Genomic DNA, 19,709 nt, shown 5'->3' on the forward strand with positions numbered 1-19,709 from the left:
CTATCCCAATCGGTGATGCCTGTCCCCCCGGGTGGGCACTTTGCACAATGCGGTAGTGAACAGGCAGTCACTTTTACGGCCTGATCCGCTGATCCGACCTCGCTGTTTTTTTGAGCGAACAGGCTGAACCTAGGATGAATAGGCCCTGACAAGCGCTCCCCGCCCCTGTATAGTTCGCCGCATTCAGGTTTTCCATCGGCCCGTTTCGCTTATCCACGGGATCGCTTTCTACGCGATCTAAGGCCGCATGACCTGTGCAACCATCCCTGATGACCCACGACTTTTTAAGGGGGGACAGATGATCACCGCCTACATTCTCAATAACAAGGTACTGGACATAGTCACGCTCGGGCCTGACGACATACTGCCTGACAACACCGTCTGGCTGGATGCCTACAAGCCGGACACGGCGGAGCGAGAATGGTTGACCGGCCTGTTTCTGGAAGAGGTCCCCGACAAGGAAGAGCTGGACGACATCGAAGCATCCGCCCGCTTTTACTGGGATACCGATGGTCTGCACATTCACTCCCTGTTTCCCCAGCGGATCGGTCGTGACACCAAGGGTGTCCACGTCTCCTTTACCCTGCGCAACAACCTGCTGATCAGCATCCGCGAGGATGACATCGGCCTAGTGCGCCTGCTGCGCCACTACATGCGCCAGGACAGGCTGGAAGTGGAGGATGCCCTCGACATACTGCTGGAAGTGCAGAACCTCAAGGTGGAGTACCTCTCGGATCTCATCGAAGACGGTTACAAAACCCTGGAAAACACCGCCGATCAAATCTTCGAGCCGGATCAGATCAATCCCATGCTCAAGGAGTTGATGGCGCAGGAAGAGGCCAACGGCCAGATCCGTCTCTCCCTGCACGATACCCGCCGCGCCCTGCGCTTTCTCAAACGCAGCCTGCGCCAGCGTATGACGGGCGAGCAGAACAAGTGGATCGACGAGATGCTGCACGACGTAGAGTCCCTCTTGCCCCACACCCAGTTCCTGTTCGACAAGATCAACTTCCAGCTGGAGGCCTCCATGGGGGTCACCAATCTGGAGCAGAACAAGGTGATCAAGATCTTCTCGGTGGCGGCCGTGATCTTCCTGCCGCCGACCCTGATCGCCAGCATCTACGGCATGAACTTCGGTCGTATGCCGGAGCTGGCCTGGGAGTATGGCTATCCCATGTCGCTGGTGCTGATGGTGATGTCATCCCTCGGCACAGGCCTCTTCTTCAAGCGCAAGGGCTGGCTGTAACGCCGCCAGAAAGTGCGATAAAAAGAGACGATGGATTGGGGGGGCACTGGCCCCCCGATTAATTCGTGTCACCCGGCATGCCTTGCAAAGGGCGCCACTCTGCCCCATATCCTCTTCATCATTTGCACAACCCAGGCGATAACGGGCGACCATGACCCTCTACCCCGAACACAGATATGACGATCACGGCCAGTTGCGCCCTCCCCTCTGGTTTTGGCCCATCGCCCTCTTGCTGACTCGCTCGGTCTGGCTGTTTCTGATGGCCGGGGTCACCCGCGAGAGCGGCAGCGAGATCCTGACCCTCTTCTATCCGGACAAGATCAGCCTCTACATCAGCCTGCTGACCGACGTGCCCGCCATGCTGGCACTGCTCGCCTTTGGCGGCACCTATCAGCAGGCTGACAGCGTGCGCGCCTGGCTCAGACGCCATAGCCGCGGCCTCTTGCTCTGCTCCACCGTCAGCGGCCTGGTGATGCAGCTGCACAGCCTCAACCTGCAGAAATGGTCGTTCAGCTGGCCCACCGCTCTGGTGCTGATCGGCAGCCTCTGGGCACTCTGGTATCTGCTGCGCAGCCGCCAGATCCGCGAATACGCAGCCGATCAACCCCACTGAGCATGCAGGGGTCACTCATTGACGAGTGACCCGGATCTGCAGGGTCTGGCGATCGCTCTGAGAACCGCTGCCCCCCTGCAACTGGGTACCCAGGCTGCTCCCTTGCCCAGCCGAATTGGTGGATAACTCCCCTACCGTCAGCCACTGACCCGGGGCGCCGCTCACCTCGGTGGCATTCTGCCCCGTGGTGAGGGTGCCCTGCTCCAGCCTGGCCTGCTCGCTGCTGAGCGCTATCTGCACCCTGTCCCCTATCAGGGTAGCGGTGGCGTAGAGACCGTTGATGAGCGGTATCAAGCCCACCACCTGACCACCGCGCCACTGATAGAAGGTGACCGGCTGGTAGGAACCCATCTGCAGCAACACGGGCCGCCCCGACAGGCCGCGCACCTGCCAGCTGTCGTTCTGGCTGCGCTGGTATTGCCGGGCATTGCCCTCAAGCAGCCATTGCCGTTTGGCCCCATCACCACCGATACCCGCCTCTATCTGCTGACCGCTTGAGGCACCATCCACCCGCCATTCGACAAGCAGGCTCTGGGGCGGCTGGTTGAGTTTGGCCAGGGTCGCTTCGGCCTCCTGCAACTTGGCCGCACTGCCGCTCAGCACCAGCTGGTTGCCCATGGCACTCACCCCGAGGTCCGGGTAGATCTCCTTGAGGGTCTGCACCATGGCCTCGGCCTCGAATACCGGGATCACCTTGACCTCGGCCCGCAGCGGCAGGCACCAGAGCCCCCACAGCAACAAGATCCCGCTCCAACGCCACCTTTTCATCTCTCTCTCCTGTCCGGAAGCCCGGCTCACCGCCTCTGCCAGTCTGGCTATCACCATCATGATCCATCTGCCTCGCTTTTCAATGACTTTGCACCCCAGGGGCAATGGCGGCATGGGCCGGAGCGCCCCCCTTGGCAGCCTGCGAGCGGAAAGGATGGAGATAGATCAAATAACACAAATAAAAATGATTACCATTTGTTGTCACATAAAAATCGCTCGGATACAATTCGGACTCATTTTTTCGAGCCCACTTCTGATGAAGCCAGCAAACGCCGTCACCACTACCCCTGCTGCCATCCATCTGGCGATGCTGATCAACATGCTCTCCATGGGCAGCATGATGATGGTGATGCCCCTTGGGCCGGATCTGGTCATCAGCCTCGGCATGCAACCGGAGCAAACCGGTTATTTCAGCGGCGGCGCCACCCTCGGCGCGGCCCTGATGGGCCTCATCGCAGCCCCCTGGCTCGATCGCGTCAACCGCAAACCCGCCCTGCTGGTGCTGCTGACCCTGCGCTTCTTGCTGCTGATGGCCTGCGCCCTGGTGCAAAACAGCCAGCAACTGCTGATGCTGTTCATACTGTCGGGCTGCGTGGCCGGGCCTCTTTCCGCCATCCTGATGGCCGCCGTGCTGGACCTGGTCCCCCCGGCCGAGCGGGGCCGCCGCCTCGCCTATGTGGGGATGGCGTTCTCGCTGGCCGCCATCCTGATAGTGCCTATTGCCCTCATCCTGGCCCAGTGGCTCGGCTGGCAGAGCCCCTTCCTGCTGTTCGGTGCTGGCGGCCTGCTGCTGGCCCTGCTGTGCGCCCTGCTGCTGCCCTCCCTGCCGGTCACCCGTTCTCCCCAGGGTAGCGGGCTGCGCCAGCTGCTGGGATCGCCGCTCTGCCAGGGCGCCCTGCTCATTCTCTCTTTGCAGATGTTCGGTCATTTCCTGCTGATCCCGCATTTTGCCAACTACTTCCAGTTCAACCTCGCCTTCCCCCGCGAGCAGATCGCCGCACTCTACCTGTGTGGCGGCCTTGCCAGCATGGCGACCATGCGGCTGTGCGGTGGCTGGATCGATCAGGGCCGGGCGCTGGCCGCCATTCTGATCACCAGCCTGTTGCTGGCCCTGATCACCCTGCTCGGCTTCGCCGCCCCCGTTGGCGTGCCCGTCTACCTGCTGTTTACCCTCTTCATGGCACTGAGCTCGGCACGATCCAGCACCACACTCGCCATCACGGCAGCCATTCCGGCCCCCCATCAGCGCGCCGCCTTCATGTCTTTTCAGGGCACAGTGACCAATGTGGCGGCGGGTCTCGGCAGCCTGATCTCGGCCAAGTATCTCTTCTCGGACAGCACTGGTGCCCTGCACGGCTTTGCAGGGCTTGCCTGGATCAATATTGCCTGCAGCCTGCTGGCCTGTGGTGGCGTCTGGCTCCTGCTCAAGGGACTGGCGCAGACAAGGAATAACAATAACCCCGCGTCTGGTACGGCCAGACAGGGAAGTCAGTGAGCCACCGGCCCCAGAGCCGGACCCCATAACCTCTGTTTTATTCATGGAGTTTTGACTATGCAGTTGCAGCCTGGCGTATTTCGCTTGAACCCGATTTTGCTCTCCCTCGGTCTGTTTGCCCTGCCGGGCCTGGCCCAGGCCGAGTTACCCAAAGCCAACGAGACCATGGTGGTCACCGCCACCCAGACCAAGCACACGGAACTGTCCGCCCCGGCCAGCGTCTCTGTGGTGACCCGCGCCGATCTGGACAAGATGAACGCCAACAACATAGGCGATGCCCTCAAGCATGTGCCGGGTGTCAACATCATAGGCACCAACCCCACGGGTCGCAGCGAGATCAAGATCCGCGGCATGGGTGGCGACTACACACTGCTGCTGATCAATGGCAAACGGGTCAACGCCCGCGAGACCCTGGGCAGCTCCTTTGGCAATGACTTCGACTTGAGCTCCATCCCCATGGCGGCCATAGAGCGCATCGAAGTGATCCGTGGCCCCGTCTCCTCCCTGTACGGTGCCGATGCCTTAGGGGGTGTGGTCAACGTGATCCTGCGCCAGGCCAAGGAGAAGACCGAAGCGGCCTTCGGCTACACCCACTCCATGCCCACCAAGGGTGACGGTGGCGATGCCAACCAGGGCAGCGCCTTCGTCTCCGGTGCCCTCATCGACAACAAGCTGCTGGGCAGCGTGGTGGTCGAAGGCTACCAGCGTGACCGCTGGCACAGCGATCAGTCCAACAACCTGGATGCCGATGCGCTGGAAAAACGGGAAGTGGTCAATGTGCTCTCCAGCCTGAAGTGGCTGGTCAGTGACAACCAGGATATCGATTTCGATCTGGGCTACAACCAGAACGACATGGACAGCTACTTCAACAACGTGCCCCGTGCCCCGACCGCACCGGCCACCCCGCACAACGTGCAAAAACTCGATCGCCTGAGCCTGGGGCTGACCCACAACGGACGTTGGGAACACTTCGACAGCCGCGCCCGCTACTACTTCGAGCAGACGGATCTGATGGATGACTCCCAGCTCAACGGCGGCGCCGCCGATGTCACCCAGACCAACCACACGGTCGATGGCCAGCTGAGCGGCTATCTGGGGGATCACCTGCTGACCTCGGGTGCCGAGATGCGCAAGACCGAGCTGGAGCACAGCCGCAGCATCACCAACGGCAGCGTGGATGCCAGCCAGAGCGCCCTCTATCTGCAGGACGAATTCAGCCTGGGGGATCTGGCGCTGACCCTCTCCGGCCGCCTCGACCACCACGAAACCTATGGCAACGAGTTCAGCCCGCGCGCCTATGCGCTCTACAAGCTGAGCGACGAGTGGGTGATCAAGGGTGGCGCCGGCAAGGCGTTCAAGGCACCGACCCTGGCCCAGTCCAGCGAAGGCTTCGCCACCACCGCCTGCCGTGGTGCCTGCAAGGTAGTCGGCAACCCGAACCTGAAACCGGAAACCGCCGTCAGCTATGAGCTGGGCACCGCCTACGAGAGTGAGCGTTTCGGCGCAGGTGTGACCGGCTTCCACAACGACATCGAAGATCTGATCCAGAGCGATCAGTGGGGTCCGGGCTACCGTCCGACCGTCATGACCTACCTCAACGTCAAGAAGGCACGGGTGAAAGGGCTGGAGCTGACCGGCTGGGTCGATGTACTGGACAACGTCAAGCTGACCGGTAACTGGAGCCTGCTGGATTCCCAAGACAAGAGCACGGGCGAGGATCTGGCCAAGACTCCGGATCACACCGGCAACCTCAGCCTGGATTGGCAAGCCACCGAGATCGTCAGTACCAACCTGGCCTGGCAATACGTGGGCAGCCAGTTCATCAAGGTGCCGATGCACAACTCCCAGGCGCTCAAGTCCAAGCACTATCAGACCCTGGACCTCAACACCAACTGGAAAGTCACGCCGGCGCTCGACTTCAAACTCGGCATCACCAACCTGACCAACACCCAGCGTGACCAGGTCGCCACCGACGCCGACTTCATTCTGGAAGGTCGCACCGTCTATGCCGGGGTGAATTACAAGCTGTAATCCCCCGTTCGGGAGCCCAAGCGGGCTCCCTTTTTCCGTTTTTATCGCCTCGACGATAAGGAGTATCCGGGTGCTCAGACACCAAACACAGCTGTTCTGGCTGGGAGTTGTTCTCCTGTTCATGCTGATCTGTCTGTCACTGGCCACGGGTGCCGGTGTCTATGGTGGCCGCGAGGTCGCCGGATTTTTGCTGGGCGATCCCGCCCTCATGGCCGACGAAAAGCTCGCCATGATCATTCATACCCTGCGTCTGCCCCGCACCCTGTGTGCCCTGGTGGTGGGCGTCTGTCTCGCGCTGGCGGCTTCCATGCTGCAAAGCGCCACCCGCAATCCACTGGCCGAGCCCGGCCTGCTCGGCGTCAACGCCGGCGCCGTCTTCGCCCTGGTGATAGGACTGACCTATTTTGGCGTTGAATCGGCCTACGGTTATCTGCTCTGGTCCGGCATGGGTGCCCTGCTTGGCAACCTCATAGTTCTGGGCCTCGGCCTCATGGTGGGTCGCTCCAATCCGCTCAAGCTTATCCTGGTGGGGGTCGCCCTCTCCGCCACCTTTGGCGGCCTCTCCAACTTCCTGCTGCTCTCCAACAAGGTGGTGCTGGAGCAGTTCCGCTTCTGGAACCTGGGGTCTCTGGCGGCCTCAGATCTCGACGCAGTGCTCACTGTGGTGCCCTTCGCCCTGGCCGGTCTGCTGCTGACCCTGGCGCTCTGCCGTCAGCTCACCCTGATGCAGATGGGAGACAACCAGGCCCAGGCCCTCGGCATACGACCGACCCGGGTGCGGATCGGTGTGCTGCTGGCCGCCACCCTGTTTACCGCCTGCGCCATCGCCATCGCCGGCCCCATCGGCTTCGTCGGCTTTCTGGCCGCCTACTGCGCCCGTCTGGTGGAGCCGGTGCGCCTCGCCATCCAGGTGCGTTTCTCCGCCCTGTTTGGTGTGCTGTTCCTGCTGGGGGCCGACATACTGGCACGCTGGCTGATCCAGCCGTTCGAGCTGCCCAACGGCGTGATCCTGGCGCTGATCGGTGCCCCCGTGCTCATCATGGTGGTGCGCAGCGGCGGCTTCCGCTCCCTGCTGGCCGTCAAATAAGGTCACCCTGCCTCATGAACAATCCAATGAACACATCGCTGAATGCTTCACTCCCCTCCGGCACCCTCTGCCTGCGACTGGGTGAACGCACCCTGCTACTGCACCGCCGCGCCTGGCTCATCACGCTGGGCTTGGTGCTCACACTGGCGTTGCTCTCCCTGCTGGCGCTGACCCTGGGCTCAAGCAAACTCACCATGCTGGGGGTCGTGCAAACCCTGCTTGGCGAGGGGAGCCGGCTCGATGAGGTGACTGTCTTCAAGATCCGGCTGCCGCGCATCGTCGCCGTCTTGGTGGCAGGCGCCGCCATGGGCCTCTCCGGCTGCCTGGTGCAGACCCTCATTCGCAACCGCCTCGCCACCCCGGACATGATAGGGGTCAACGAGGGGGCGTCGCTGGCCATCATCGCCTTCTCCCTCTACCTCACTCTCGGCAGCTGGCCCTGGTGGGCCGCGCCCCTTGGCGCCCTGTTTGCAGCCGCCGTGCTCTACGCCCTGTGCAACAAGCCGGGGGAGCAGGGCTATCTGTTCGTGGTGATCGGTATCGGCGTCTCCGAGCTGATGAACGCCATCGGCCAGTTCGTCATGTCCACCCAGTCGCTGGTGCACCTCACCAGCCTCTACCTGTGGAACATGGGCAACTTCGTCGGCCAGGGCTACGGCACTGTGGTGCCTGTGGGGATCCTGATCCTGCTGGTCTGCCCCTGGATCATTTATCTCTCCCGCGCCCTGGGCGTGCTGCGTCTGGGCCCTGTCACCGCGCAGAGTCTGGGGGTGAACGTCAACCGGGTGCAGCTCGGCGTGCTGGCCCAGGCCATCGTAGTGGCAGCCCTTGGCACCGCCATCGGCGGTCCTGTGGTGTTCATCGCCATGGCGGCCCCCATACTCGCCTCCTGGATGAGCAGGGATCGCATAGTACCGCTGTGGATTGCCGCCCTGTGTGGCGCCCTGCTGCTGCTGGCAAGTGACACTCTGGTGCGGGTACTGGCCAGCCCCCATGAAGTCGCCACCGGCATCATGACCCGTATTCTTGGCGGCATACTGCTGCTGTTTATTCTGATCAAAGACAGACAGAGAACCGACTGATGACCCTCACCCTAAATCGCCTCCACTTCGGCTATCAGCAAAAGCCCGTCTTCAACGACATCTCCTTCACCATTCCCAAGGGCAAGCTGGTCGGCATAGTCGGCCCCAATGGCGGCGGCAAATCCACCCTGCTCAAGCTGCTGGCCGGCCAGGAGCAGCCCCAATCCGGTGAGATACTGCTCAAGGGCAAACCGCTGGAGAGTTACGGCATGAAGGCGCTGGCTCGGGAGCTTGCCTACCTGCCCCAGCGCCCCCTGGTGCCCGCCGGCATTCAGGTCGAGCAGCTGGTGCAGTACGGCCGCCACCCCCATCAGGGCTGGTTCAATCAGTGGAGTGAAGAGGATGCCCGCATGGTGCGCTGGGCCTGCGAGCGGATGCAGCTTGGCGACATCTTGCAACAGAGCGCCAGCTCCCTCTCCGGCGGCCAGGCCCAGCGAGTGTGGCTGGCCATGGTGCTGGCCCAGGACGCGGACATCATATTGCTGGATGAACCCACCAGTGCGCTGGATATCGGCCACCAGACCGAGGTGATGGAGGCCATCCACCAGATCACCGCCGAGGGCAAAACGGTGCTCATTGTCATCCACGATCTCGCCACCGCCGCCCGCTACTGCGACGAGCTGATCGCCATCGGCGAGGGCAAGATCCAGGCCATGGGCCCGGCTCGCGAGGTGGTAACCAAGCCCCTCATCGACCGCCTCTACCAGACGGATGTGGACATACTGCACGCCCCCGGCGATGGCGCCCCCATCATAGTGCCGCGCCGCCGCCCGCAGGCCTTTGCCATGCAGCAGCAGGCCTGAACACAGGATCAAAAAAACCGCCTTGATGGCGGTTTTTTTATCCCATGACACCGAGCGGCAGAGGCTCGTTCAGAGCACAAGCGTGGTCAGCACGCCCCCCGGCAAGCCTTGCCAGTGCAGGGTACAGTGCCAGCCGACAGGCAGATCCGGGGTCAGCGCGCTTCTTAGTTCGAGGGTGAGGGTCTGCTCCGTCATGGCCAGCCAACGGGCATCGAGAAAGTCAAAATAGCGCCCCACCCTGGGGTAGAGCGCCTTGAACAAGCTCTCCTTGGCAGAGAACACCAGGGTCAACCCCTGGGCCAGACCGAGCGGACAGCGCTGCAGCCGCGCCCACTCCTCATCATTCACAATGCCTGGCCAGAGATTGCACGCCTGCTCATCCTCCAGCCAGGCTTCCAGATCCAGCCCCATCCCTGCCTGGCCCGGTCGCACCGCACACAAGGCCATGCCGCGCCCCTGCAACAGGCTGTGGCTGATGCTGCCCTCAAACCCCGCAGGCCAGCGCGGCTCGCGGGCCGATCCTATGGCCACCACATGATCACCCAGCCCAAAGCGGCGCAGAGCCTCACGGGCCGCCAGCCGACCGGCCAGAAACTCCCCCAGCCGTTTGGGGGCCGCGCGCTGCAAACTGTCGGGCAGCAGGATCCGGGCTTGCTCATAGCAGGCCGGAGTGAAGGCTGCGGGATCGAAGCAGACCCGCTGCAGCGCAATATGCGCCGCACCGGGCAGCGGCAGGCAGTCGGCATGCAGGATAAAACTGCCTCGGGATCCGGCAACCAGGGAAGCGATTGGCATCGAAAAGGCCCTTGGTTCGAGAGCGGTCATGGTAGCAAATCACCCCCTCTCAGCACCACAAACGCAAATGACAATTTTTATCATTTGAATTTGTGATAGCATAAGTCCGCCCGTTTGGGGCCCGGTTTTTCGCTGATTTCACCAAGAAGGATGTAACGATGAAGATCTCCTCCCCTCTGGCCGCCGCGCTCATGCTGGCCAGCCTGGTCGGTTTTCAGGCCCAGGCCAGCACCGAGACCCGTCAGGTGACCGATGCCGATGGCAAGACCCAGGTCGTGCCCACCCAACCCAAGCGGGTGGTGGTGCTGAGCGAAATCGATCTGGATACGGCCCTGACCCTGGGGTTGCAGCCGGTCGGCACCGTCAACGGTCGTGGCCAGGGCACATTACCCCGTTACCTGCTGAACAAGGCCGGCAAGGATATCGCCGTGGTCGGCGATCTGGACAACCCCAATCTGGAGCGGCTGATCGATCTGGAGCCGGATCTCATCCTGACCGGCCAGACCAAACCCGAACTGCTTACCCTGCTGCAAGAGATAGCCCCCACAGTGGTCACCGGCAACTGGGGTGATTCCTGGAAGGAGATCTTCAATCGCAGCGCCCACGTGCTGAACCGGGACGCCGAGGGCAAGGCCTTCCTCGCCCAGTATGACGCCCGCCTGCAAGAGGCCCGCAGCAAGCTTGCCAAGCATCAGGGCGAGCGCCTGAGCATAGTACGCTGGAACCCGAAGGGCCCGAGCTACATGCACAGCGGCACCTTCGCCAGCAGCGTGGTGGAAGAGATGGGGCTGGCCCGTCCGACCCACCAGATCGGCGACAAGACCCCCCACTCCCCGGCCCTGAGCCTCGAATCCCTCAACCTGCTCGACGGTGACTGGCTGGTGATAGGCACCCTGAGCGCCAGCGGCGATGCGGTGGATGCCATGAAGCAGGCCGAACAGACCCCGGCCTTCCAGCAACTGAACGCCATCAAGGGCAAGCGCTTTGGCGCCGTGGACGGCTCGCTGTGGACCTCCACCGGCGGCCCCCAGGCGGCCCTCAAGGTGATCGACGACGTCGAGCAGCTGCTCGCCAAACCGGACGCGGCCCCCATCACCCAATAAACCCGCGCTCATATGGCAGCCAAAAAGAAGCCCGCATCATGCGGGCTTCTTTGTTTATCAAGGCACTCGGACAGAGAGCTTACTCGGGTAACGGCAGCGCCTTTCTATCCAATTTCCCGCTGCCGGTCTTGGGCAGAGCATTGAGCAGGATGATCCGCGCCGGTACCATGTAGTGCGGCAGCGTGGCCTGCAACCCCTTGCGCAGGGCGAGGCGATTGAGGATCACCCCGGCTTTGGCCTCCACATAGCCCACCAGCATTGCCTCGTCCCCCTCGCCGACCAGGCGCACCGCCGCCTCCTGCACCCCGGGTTGGCGGCGAAGGCCCGCCTCTACCTCCCCCAGCTCGATGCGAAAACCGCGCAGCTTGACCTGATCGTCCCGCCTTCCCAGATAGAGGAAGCGATCCGCCCCCAGTCGGCGCACCCTATCGCCGGTACGATAGATCCGATGGGTATCGACCCTCAGGAAGGCGGCGCTCGTCAAGGCCGGCTTGCGCCAGTACCCCTCACACAGGGCCGGGCTCTCGATGCAAAGCTCCCCGCACGCCCCCTCAGATACCGGCGACCCCGCCTCGTCCAGCACCCAGTGGCGGTAGCCGGGCAGGCTGTGGCTGATGGTGATCTGCCCCTCCGCCGGTGGCCAGCGCACCTCACTCACCAGCGACCAGACGGTGGCCTCGGTCGGCCCGTAGCAGTTCCACAGCCGCTGGGTGCGACTGCAAAGCTGCTCGGCCAACTCAGAGTCCAGCGCCTCGCCGCCACACAGGGCGGTGAGGCGCTCGCGCCCCTGCCAGCCTGCTTTGAGCAGCATGCGCCAGCAGGCCGGGGTGGCCTGCAGGAAGTTGATGGAAGGATCCGCCTCGAGCAACGCCATCATTCCCAGGGGATCCTTGTTGTGCTCGCCGCCGGCCACCGTCAGCCGGCCCCCGCCCCAAAGCGGGCCCAGCATCTCCAGCAAGGAGATGTCAAAGGCCGGGGTGGTGATAAAGAGCCAATGGCTGTTAGGTGATAGCCCGAGCCGCTCGCGGATCCCGTCGAGGAAGCAGAGCAAGGCCCGCCGGCTGATGACCACCCCCTTGGGCTCGCCGGTGGATCCCGAGGTGAACATCATGTAGGCCGCCAGCGCATCGTCCACGTTGGGCCACTGCACGGTCGCAGCCCCCGCGTGACCGATGCCGGCGAGGGAGCGCAGCGGACAGCCAAACGCGGGCACATCGCCATGTCCATCACAGATCACCGCCGAGAGCCGGGCCTGACGGGCGATACCCTGCAGCCGCTCCACCGGGAAATCCGGCTCGAGTGGCACAAAGGTGAGGCCGAGGCGCAGGCAGGCGAGCAGGCAGGCCACCAGATCCGGGCCTCTCTCCAAGTAGAGGCCGACCCGCTCTCCCACCGCCAGCCCCTGCAGGCGGGCGGCGATCTGACCGACCCGCAGGCTGAGCTCGCCATAGTTGAGCCAGGCGCCGGGACCGGCCTCGCCCGTGCCTTGCTCACTCATGCCGCGCTCATTCACACCAACCCCGCCCATGCCGATGGCGGGGGCCAGCGGCGTGGCGGCGAGGCAATCGGCCAGACGCGAGCCCAGGGTCTGCTCTGTTGCCAGCCCCCCTTGCGGAAGGCTCAACTCCCGATTGGCTTTCGGTTTGACGGGAGCCTGGTCAATCTTGGTCAGGGCCGTCATAGCACCTCCTCGGGCAGCCGCACCAACCAGTGCTGATAGAGCCGGCTGGGGGATGAATGGGCCTTGAGATCCCGCAGGGTGAGCGGCGCACGCTCGCCGGCAAAGGCGGTATTGAGAGCCGCCAGCAGGGCGAGCTGCTGCACCGAATCCACCCCGAGTTCACACAGGGTCTGTTGCCAGACGCCGGGCACGCCGCACTGGCGCTCCCACAGGGCCACCAGCGGACGAGCCGCGGGCGGACAGGGCCCAGCGACTGGCGCCGCGACGCGCGCGGCCACGGGGGCAGGCAGGCTCATCTCATTGGGTCTGGCCGGCAGCGCAAGGTGCGCCCCCGCCAGCCAGCCGAGCTCGGTCAGCCAGGTGGCCAGCACGGCTTCCGCCTGCGCCATGGGGATCAGATCCCCGTCGAACTCGAGGCGCAGATTGAACTGGCCGCTGCGGGCGTTCACCACCAGGGAGAGCGGCAGTTCCACCTTCTCCACCACGGCGCCAAAGCGCGGCACCAGCTGATGGGGCTCCGGCTCCTCCGGCAGCGCCGGCACAGGGTAGTTCTCGAACACGAACAGGCTCTGGAACAGGCGCGCTCTGCCCTGCGTCAGCGCGGCGAGCGACTGGGTACCGTGCTCGTTGAGTGCCATCAAATCCGACTGCAGCCGGGCGATATGCTCGGCCAGGGTCGCCTCGGTGCGCCAATCCAGGCTGAGCGGCAGACTGTTGATATAGAGGCCGACGCTCTGGGTGATCCCCTCGATGGGGAAATCCCGGCCCGGCGTCACGTTGCCCACCAGGGTGATGTCGTCGCCACAACGGCGGGCCAGCAACCGATGCCAGGCGTATTGGGCCAGCAAGCCCGTGGTTACCCCCAGCTCGCGGGCACGGGCCTCCAGTTGAGCCGACACCTGCGGCGCCAGGGTCTGGCCGCACACCGCAGGCCTGTGCTGCGTCAGCTGCGGCTCCAGCGCCACCCCGAACAGACGGGAGAGATCATTGGGTCGGGCCAGCTGCTCGGCGCGCCCATGCCAGTAGGCCTCGCTGGCGCGGGTTTGGCTCGCGATATGGCGGCCAAATTCGAGCCAGGCCCCATCCGCTTCGGCTTGCGGCAGCAGGCCGTTCATCAGGGCTTGGTAGCAGCGATGCAGGGAGCCCAGCAGCACTGGGCCGCTCCAGCCATCCAGCACGCCATGGTGGGCGCTGAAGATGACCTTGTGGTGATCGGGTGCCAGTTTGAAGCAGGCGACCCGCAGCAAGGGAGCTTGCTCGAGCGGGATCGGACGGGCCAGATCCTGCTGGCGATAGGCCGCGATGCGCGCCTCGGCCTGCTCATCCCCTACTAGATCCTGATAGTGGAATGGCAGCTCGGCATGGCGCAGGATGCGCTGCAGTGCCACCCCATCCGCCAGCACCAGTTCGCTGCGCAGGGCCGGCCAGCGAGCTATCTGCGCCTGCCAGGCCTGGCGATAGACGGCCAAGTCCAGTGGCTGGTGATACCCTATTTCGGTCTGCAGATGGTAAGCCGTATCACGAGGCGCCAGCGCCCTGTGATAGAGCATGCTCTGCTGCAAGGACGTCATGGGCAGCAGTGTCTCCACCTCGCGCCCGCTCAGCACCTGGTCGAGCGCCGCTTGCGAGAGGCCAAGCCCCGGGAAGTCGCTCGGGGTGTGGCGCGGAGCGCTCACCCCACAGCAGTGATCCACCAGGGCACGCAGGTTGGCCGCCAATCTCACCATCAGGGCGTCACTCCCCTGCAGGTTGAGGGCACCGACCTGGCGCAGGGTGAGGCAGCCGTCATAGACGCCCCCGTGCAAACTGATAAGCTCGCGCGGCAGGTTGTCCGGTGAGGAGGGTGCCCCCGGCGCCATGGGCAGGGGCTGCCAGGGCTGACCTGCAGCGCCCTGATGGCTGACTCCCAGATAGTTGAAGACGATGAGGGCCTCGGGCAGTTCCCAGCCACGGGGATGGTGCAGACGAAGGGCGTTGAAGCCTACCCCCTTGTCCGGTACGGCCCGCAGCCGCTCCTTGGTGGCACACACCAGCGCATCCCACTCTGGCTCATCGGCCAGCGCCAGCGGATAGGTGCTGGTGAACCAGCCCAGGGTGCGGCTCACATCGAGTTCAGCATCGATTGCCTCGCGGCCGTGCCCTTCCAGCATCACGCAGTGACGTGTGCCATAACCCAGCTCGCTCAGGGTGCGAGTCAGGGCGGCCAGCAACAAGTCGGGTACCCGGGTGAAGAAGGCCTGATTGGCCGGGTCGATCAAGCGGGCCGTGGTCTCCTTGTCCAGTTGCAGCAGGCTGGCGGCGGCGCGGCCATTTTCGGCGCGCTGTGCTTCCAGCAGTCCTCGCTGGTTGCCCTCCCCCTGGGCCAGCCAGAACGCCAGCTGATCCTCTTCGCGCAGGGCGTAGGCGGCCAGCCCTTCGCCCCACTGGCGATAGCTGCTGCCCTTGGCGGGCAGGGGCTCGCCCCTGCTCACCCGGGCGAGATCCTCGGCCAGAATGCGCCAGGAGACGGCATCGATGACCAGATGGTGAAAGGCGAGGAAAAGCCCCTCCACCGGCTCTGCCTCACCCTCGATGGCCAGGTTGCGCAGGCGGGCCCAGGCCAGGGTGTGGCCACTGGCAGGATCCAGATCCCTCTGCAACTCGGTCAGGCGGGCCTGCAGTTCAGCCCCGCCGAGGGCCCCTGCATCCAGGGTCGGCAAGGGCGGCAGCGCCAGCTCGGCCAGATAGCGCTGGCCGGTCGGGGTCACCGCCAGACGCAGGGCATCGTGGTGCTGGCGCAGGGTAGTCAGCCAGCCGGCCAGGGTGTCATCATCGATCCCGGCGGGCAGGCGCAGTATTACCCCCTGGTTCCAGTGGCCGGGCTTGGCGTAGCCCTGCTCGAAGAACCAGTGCTGGATGGGATGGAGCGGGAAACCGCCGACCAAGTTGCCCTGTTCGGTCTGATGGCTGACTGCCTGCTGCTGGCCGAGCTGGCGGCAGAGGCGGCGCACCGTCTTGGCCTCGAACACGTCCTTGACGCTGCAGTGCAGCCCCGCATCCCGCAGCCTTGTGGTGAGCTGGATGCTGAGGATGGAATCGCCGCCTAAGCGGAAGAAGTCATCCTCCACTCCGAGGGGTTGCTTGAGCACCCCCTGCCAGATGGCGAGCACAGTCTGCTCCAGCTCGCTCTGTGGCTCACTCTTGCTCTGCTGCCAATCAATGGCAGGCAGGCGGCGCAGGTCCAGTTTGCCGTTGGGGGTGAGCGGCATCTCGGGCAGCCAGCAGAGCCGCACCGGCACCATGTATTCGGGCAGGCATTCGCCAGTCCGTTGCAGCAGGGCCTCGCCGTCCGGCTCGCTCGCCCCCTCATGCAGGCAGGCGTACGCCAGCAGGCGACCCTCCTGCACCACTACCTTGATCTGGCGGATGGCCGGGCACAGCGCGGCGACTTGCGTCTCTATCTCGCCGGGCTCGATGCGATAGCCCCGCAGCTTGATCTGCTCGTCAATCCGGCCCAGATATTGGATGTTGCCGTCGCGGCGCCTGAGCGCCCGATCGCCTGTGCGGTAGAGGCGGTAAGTGCGGGCATCCGTATCTGCATCAAGCGTCAGCTCAATAAAAGCCTCTTGGGTTCGCTCCGGTAGATTGAGGTAACCACGGGCAAGACCCAAACCACTCAGGCAGAGCTCGCCGGGCACACCCACGGGGCAGAGGTTGCCCCCTTCGTCCAGGATCAGCGCTTTTAAATTGCTGATGGGCTGGCCTATGGTGATGGGCTGACCCGGCACGAGCCGCGCGCAGAGCGCCGTGACTGTGCACTCGGTCGGGCCGTACATGTTAAAGAGTGCTACCCGCTCCCCCCAGCGTTCCACCAGGCTGCTCGGGCACGCCTCGCCGCCGAAACCGATGGCCTTGAGGGAACCGAGATCGGTCGGTGGCAACAGGTTTGCCAGCAGGGCGGTCGGCAGGACCATATGGCTGGCGCCACAGTTGATCGCTGCCGTGATGGCCCCCTCGCCCGGCTCACCAAAGTGCAGGGCCGCGCCGCAGTAGAGCGGCAGCAGGGTCGTCATGTTACCCGCATCGAACGAGAGGGACATGCAGTTGAACATGGCACCCTCGTGATCAAGGGCGATGCGCTCGGCATGATCCGCCATCAGGTTGACCAGGCTGCCCTGCTCCACCATGACCCCCTTGGGCAGGCCGGTACTGCCGGAGGTGTAGATGATCTGGGCCAGCATGGCTGCGTCCCGGGGGATGGCGGGAGCCTTGCTTGGTAACCCATCCAGCGCCAGCCGATGCAGGTTGTGGTAACCGGCATCTGTGCCCTTGATGGCTTCGGCGAGCCGGGCATCCGGCTCTCCTCCCAGCACCAGCACAATGCTGGCGTCGCCGAGGATATGGGCCAATCGCTCGGCGGGATAGGCGGGATCGAGCGGCACATAGGCCGCCCCCGCCTTCCAGCAGGCGAGCAGGGCGACCGCGAAAGCCACATCCCGTCTGGCCTGGATGCCGATGGCGGCGCCCGGCTTCACGCCTCGGGTCAGCAGCCAGTGGGCCAGCCGGTTGGCGCGCGCCTCCAGCTCGCCGTAACTCAGGGTACCCTCGCCATCACTCACCGCCAGCGCGTCGGGACGCTCCGCCGCGCGGCGCTCTATGTGGCAAAGCAGGGTGTCGCGGCTGGGGTAATCCAGGGGCAGACTGGCGAGCTCGGCGGCCAGCGCTGCCCTGTCTGCGCCCGCCTCCAGCGGCAGTTGCCAGATGTCGGTCTCGGGGGCCGCTACCACGGCGCGCATCAGGTACAGCAGGCGATCGGCGTAAGCCTGGATGGTCTCTCGCTCGAACAGGGCGGTGGCAAACAGCCAGTCCACCCTGACGGAATCCATCAACTCGGTCACCTTGACCGAGATGTCGGTCTTGGCGGGCAGCACCGGAGAGGTCTCCTCCACCAGCTGGCAGCCGGGGATGAGATCGTTGAAATCCACCTTGGCCTGATACACCAGCATGATCTGGAAGATGGGGTTGATGGCGGTGGTGCGATCCGCGCCTATGGCCTCGGCCAGCGCCTCGAAGCGGTAGAGCTGGTGATCGAAGGCCGCCAGATCCTCCTCCCGGCACTGCTGCAGATACTCGATAAAGCTGGGGCGACCGTCGAGCTGGGTGCGCAGTACCAGGGTATTGACGAAGAAGCCCACCAGGGACTCTATCTCGTGGCGCTCGCGGTAGGCGAGCGGCGTGCCTATGACGACTTCCTTCTCGCCGCTCTGGCGCACCATCAGCAAGGCAAACAGGGCGTGCAGGCCGATGAAGTTGGAGGTGTTATGGCGCTGGCACAGCCGCTTGAAGCTCTCCCACAGGGCATTGTCTATGGTGGAGAAGACCAGCTCGCCACCGCTGGCCTGATGGGCCGGGCGGGGCTTGTCCAGCGGCAGGCCGTGCACCTCGGGGCTGCCACCGAGGCGGTCGACCCAGAACGGCTTGAACTCGGCGTGATAATCGAGAAAACGGTCCGAGTTGAACCAGCGGGCATAGTCGATGTAGGTGAGCGGCAGCTCGCTCACCTGCAGGGGTTCGCGATTCTGGTGGGCAAGAAAGGCGCGCTTGAGATCCGCGAACATGTTCTTGACCGACCAGCCGTCGGAGATGATGTGGTGCTGGGTGATCAGCAGCACGTGCTCGCGGCTGCCGAGCCGGATCAGGTGCACCCGGCTGAGATCCCCCTGGGTCAGGGAGAAGGGGCGGCCTATCTCCTCGCGCACCCGGCGGGCCACATAGGCCTCGCGCTCGGCTGCGGACTGCTCACTCACGTCCTCAATATGCAGCTTGAAGGGCACGTGCGGCAGTATCTCCTGGGCCCCCCTGCCCGCCTCGTCCTTGACGAAACGGGTGCGCATGCTGGGGTGGCGGGCAAACAGGTGGTCGAAGGCAAATTCCAGGGCTCGGGTATCCAGCTCGCCACGGACCCTGAAGTAGACCGGCATATTGTAGAGATGGGAGGCCTCCTCATACTGCTCGATAAACCAGAGCCCGCTCTGGGAGGAGGAGAGCGGGCCGCTCTGAACGCCTTGAGCGGCAATGGGGGCCTCGAAGGCGGCGCGAGCCGCCAGACAGCGCACCAGCTCATCCTTGTGCGCCTTGATTTGGGCGCCGATGGCGGGGGTCAGTGCCTCCTTGCTCGACTGGGAAATCAGCTGCCCTTTCTCGTTGAGGGCCAGCCTGACACCCTGGCGTTCCAGCTGTTTTAGCAGCGTTATCATATTGTTCATGACTTACCTCAGGCGCTCAGGCTGGCGCCGCCATCGACGACCAGATCCTGCAGCGTGATATGGCTGGCCAAGTCCGAGGCCAGGAAGAGCACTGTATTGGCGATTTCCGCCGGGGTGGCGATTTTGCGCAGGGGAATGCCGAGCTTGAACTGATCCGGCAGCCCGGCAATGGTGCGGGCCATGGCCCCCTCGTCCGGCAGCATGCCCCGCAGCATGGGGGTATCCGTCGAGCCCGGCGACACCAGGTTGACCCGCACGCCGAAGGGGGCCAGCTCCAGCCCCACCGTCTGGGTCAGGCTGGTGACAGCCGCCTTGGAGGCGCAGTAGGCCGCCATCTGCATGCGCGGCACATGGGCGGCGTTGGAGCCTATGGTGACGATGGCGCCGCGCCGCTGCGTCTTGAAGTGGGGCACCAGGGCCCGCAGCAGATAGAAGACGCCGGTAGCGTTGACCGTCATGCAGTCGTGCCAATCCTGGTCGCTCAAGTTTTCGGTGGGGCCGAGGCGCAGCACCCCGGCCCCGTTGACCAGCACATCCAGCCCGCCGTCCGCCAGCAGCGCTGTGCAGCAGGCGTTCACCGCCGCCGCATCACCGATGTCGAGCAGCCGGGTGGCATAGGGGTAACCGGCCTCGGGGAACGCCAGATCCAGCCCCACCACGGCGGCGCCGGCGGCCACGAACTGCTCGGCCACCTCGCGCCCTATGCCACGGCCAGCTCCGGTCACCCAGACCCGCTTGCCACTGAAATCAAAGGCCATTG

13 protein-coding genes are annotated in these 19,709 nt (G+C 64.3%); 8 read left to right on the forward strand and 5 right to left on the reverse strand.

The genetic code is table 11. The features are described from left to right. Positions 1-298: 298 nt before the first annotated feature. Positions 299-1,246 carry a magnesium/cobalt transporter CorA gene (gene corA / locus GWQ29_RS07810; protein WP_005315297.1) on the forward strand — a complete coding sequence of 316 codons (948 nt, stop codon included), beginning with the start codon at positions 299-301 and terminating at the stop codon, positions 1,244-1,246. A gap of 151 nt (positions 1,247-1,397) precedes the next feature. Then, positions 1,398-1,859, forward strand: coding sequence for a DUF2919 domain-containing protein (locus GWQ29_RS07815; RefSeq protein WP_256683897.1), 462 nt, complete (start codon positions 1,398-1,400; stop codon positions 1,857-1,859). 15 nt (positions 1,860-1,874) lie between these two features. Here the strand turns inward: GWQ29_RS07815 and GWQ29_RS07820 are convergent, their stop codons facing one another. Beyond that, positions 1,875-2,627, reverse strand: a complete 753-nt coding sequence (locus tag GWQ29_RS07820) for a hypothetical protein (protein ID WP_275919149.1) — start codon at positions 2,625-2,627, stop codon at positions 1,875-1,877. Positions 2,628-2,883: 256 nt separating this feature from the next. Here GWQ29_RS07820 and GWQ29_RS07825 point away from each other — a divergent pair, with 256 nt between their 5' ends. From GWQ29_RS07825 to GWQ29_RS07845, 5 genes are all read left to right on the forward strand, one after another. Beyond that, positions 2,884-4,122, forward strand: coding sequence for a siderophore amonabactin export MFS transporter (locus tag GWQ29_RS07825; RefSeq protein WP_275908824.1), 1,239 nt, complete (start codon positions 2,884-2,886; stop codon positions 4,120-4,122). Between the two features lie 57 nt (positions 4,123-4,179). Further along, positions 4,180-6,153, forward strand: coding sequence for a siderophore amonabactin TonB-dependent receptor (locus GWQ29_RS07830; RefSeq protein ID WP_169045994.1), 1,974 nt, complete (start codon positions 4,180-4,182; stop codon positions 6,151-6,153). A 70-nt stretch (positions 6,154-6,223) separates the two neighbouring features. Next, on the forward strand, positions 6,224-7,240 hold the full coding sequence (locus GWQ29_RS07835; RefSeq protein ID WP_005315288.1) for an amonabactin ABC transporter permease subunit 2: 1,017 nt from the start codon (positions 6,224-6,226) through the stop codon (positions 7,238-7,240). Between the two features lie 14 nt (positions 7,241-7,254). Beyond that, positions 7,255-8,322: an amonabactin ABC transporter permease subunit 1 gene (locus GWQ29_RS07840; protein WP_111587728.1), complete on the forward strand. Its 1,068-nt coding sequence runs from the start codon at positions 7,255-7,257 to the stop codon at positions 8,320-8,322. Beyond that, a complete protein-coding gene (locus GWQ29_RS07845; protein ID WP_265431925.1) occupies positions 8,322-9,125 on the forward strand; it encodes an amonabactin ABC transporter ATP-binding protein in 804 nt (267 codons plus the stop codon). The genes GWQ29_RS07840 and GWQ29_RS07845 overlap by 1 nt, the downstream gene beginning before the upstream one ends. A 69-nt stretch (positions 9,126-9,194) precedes the next feature. Here the strand turns inward: GWQ29_RS07845 and amoD are convergent, their stop codons facing one another. Continuing rightward, complete coding sequence (gene amoD / locus GWQ29_RS07850; RefSeq protein ID WP_275919150.1) at positions 9,195-9,920, reverse strand: amonabactin biosynthesis phosphopantetheinyl transferase AmoD; 726 nt, start codon at positions 9,918-9,920, stop codon at positions 9,195-9,197. Between the two features lie 158 nt (positions 9,921-10,078). Between amoD and GWQ29_RS07855 the strand changes: the two genes are divergently transcribed. Next, on the forward strand, positions 10,079-11,023 hold the full coding sequence (locus GWQ29_RS07855; protein WP_065403230.1) for an amonabactin ABC transporter substrate-binding protein: 945 nt from the start codon (positions 10,079-10,081) through the stop codon (positions 11,021-11,023). A 79-nt stretch (positions 11,024-11,102) separates the two neighbouring features. On the opposite strand, the gene amoH is transcribed toward GWQ29_RS07855, so the two are convergent. Genes amoH through dhbA form a run of 3 tightly spaced genes read right to left on the reverse strand, consistent with a single transcriptional unit; the run spans position 11,103 to position 19,707 of the window. After that, complete coding sequence (gene amoH, locus GWQ29_RS07860; protein WP_275919151.1) at positions 11,103-12,704, reverse strand: amonabactin biosynthesis glycine adenylation protein AmoH; 1,602 nt, start codon at positions 12,702-12,704, stop codon at positions 11,103-11,105. Beyond that, positions 12,701-18,949 carry an amonabactin biosynthesis non-ribosomal peptide synthetase AmoG gene (gene amoG / locus GWQ29_RS07865; RefSeq protein WP_275919152.1) on the reverse strand — a complete coding sequence of 2,083 codons (6,249 nt, stop codon included), beginning with the start codon at positions 18,947-18,949 and terminating at the stop codon, positions 12,701-12,703. Before amoG ends, amoH begins: the two co-directional genes overlap by 4 nt. An 8-nt stretch (positions 18,950-18,957) precedes the next feature. After that, positions 18,958-19,707, reverse strand: coding sequence for a 2,3-dihydro-2,3-dihydroxybenzoate dehydrogenase (dhbA, locus tag GWQ29_RS07870; protein ID WP_275919222.1), 750 nt, complete (start codon positions 19,705-19,707; stop codon positions 18,958-18,960). Between the last annotated feature and the right edge of the window lie 2 nt (positions 19,708-19,709).

This window comes from Aeromonas sp. 2HA2 (assembly GCF_029237345.1).
Lineage (GTDB): Bacteria > Pseudomonadota > Gammaproteobacteria > Enterobacterales > Aeromonadaceae > Aeromonas > Aeromonas salmonicida.

Bases quoted from the DNA above. Each gene is read 5' to 3' on its own strand.
- GWQ29_RS07815 (WP_256683897.1), top strand. From the start codon at position 1,398: ATGACCCTCTACCCCGAACACAGATATGACGATCACGGCCAGTTGCGC.
- GWQ29_RS07845 (WP_265431925.1), top strand. From the start codon at position 8,322: ATGACCCTCACCCTAAATCGCCTCCACTTCGGCTATCAGCAAAAGCCC.
- GWQ29_RS07820 (WP_275919149.1), bottom strand. From the start codon at position 2,627: ATGAAAAGGTGGCGTTGGAGCGGGATCTTGTTGCTGTGGGGGCTCTGG.
- GWQ29_RS07830 (WP_169045994.1), top strand. From the start codon at position 4,180: ATGCAGTTGCAGCCTGGCGTATTTCGCTTGAACCCGATTTTGCTCTCC.
- corA (WP_005315297.1), top strand. From the start codon at position 299: ATGATCACCGCCTACATTCTCAATAACAAGGTACTGGACATAGTCACG.
- GWQ29_RS07840 (WP_111587728.1), top strand. From the start codon at position 7,255: ATGAACAATCCAATGAACACATCGCTGAATGCTTCACTCCCCTCCGGC.
- GWQ29_RS07825 (WP_275908824.1), top strand. From the start codon at position 2,884: ATGAAGCCAGCAAACGCCGTCACCACTACCCCTGCTGCCATCCATCTG.
- amoD (WP_275919150.1), bottom strand. From the start codon at position 9,920: ATGCCAATCGCTTCCCTGGTTGCCGGATCCCGAGGCAGTTTTATCCTG.
- dhbA (WP_275919222.1), bottom strand. From the start codon at position 19,707: ATGGCCTTTGATTTCAGTGGCAAGCGGGTCTGGGTGACCGGAGCTGGC.
- amoH (WP_275919151.1), bottom strand. From the start codon at position 12,704: ATGACGGCCCTGACCAAGATTGACCAGGCTCCCGTCAAACCGAAAGCC.
- amoG (WP_275919152.1), bottom strand. From the start codon at position 18,949: ATGAACAATATGATAACGCTGCTAAAACAGCTGGAACGCCAGGGTGTC.
- GWQ29_RS07855 (WP_065403230.1), top strand. From the start codon at position 10,079: ATGAAGATCTCCTCCCCTCTGGCCGCCGCGCTCATGCTGGCCAGCCTG.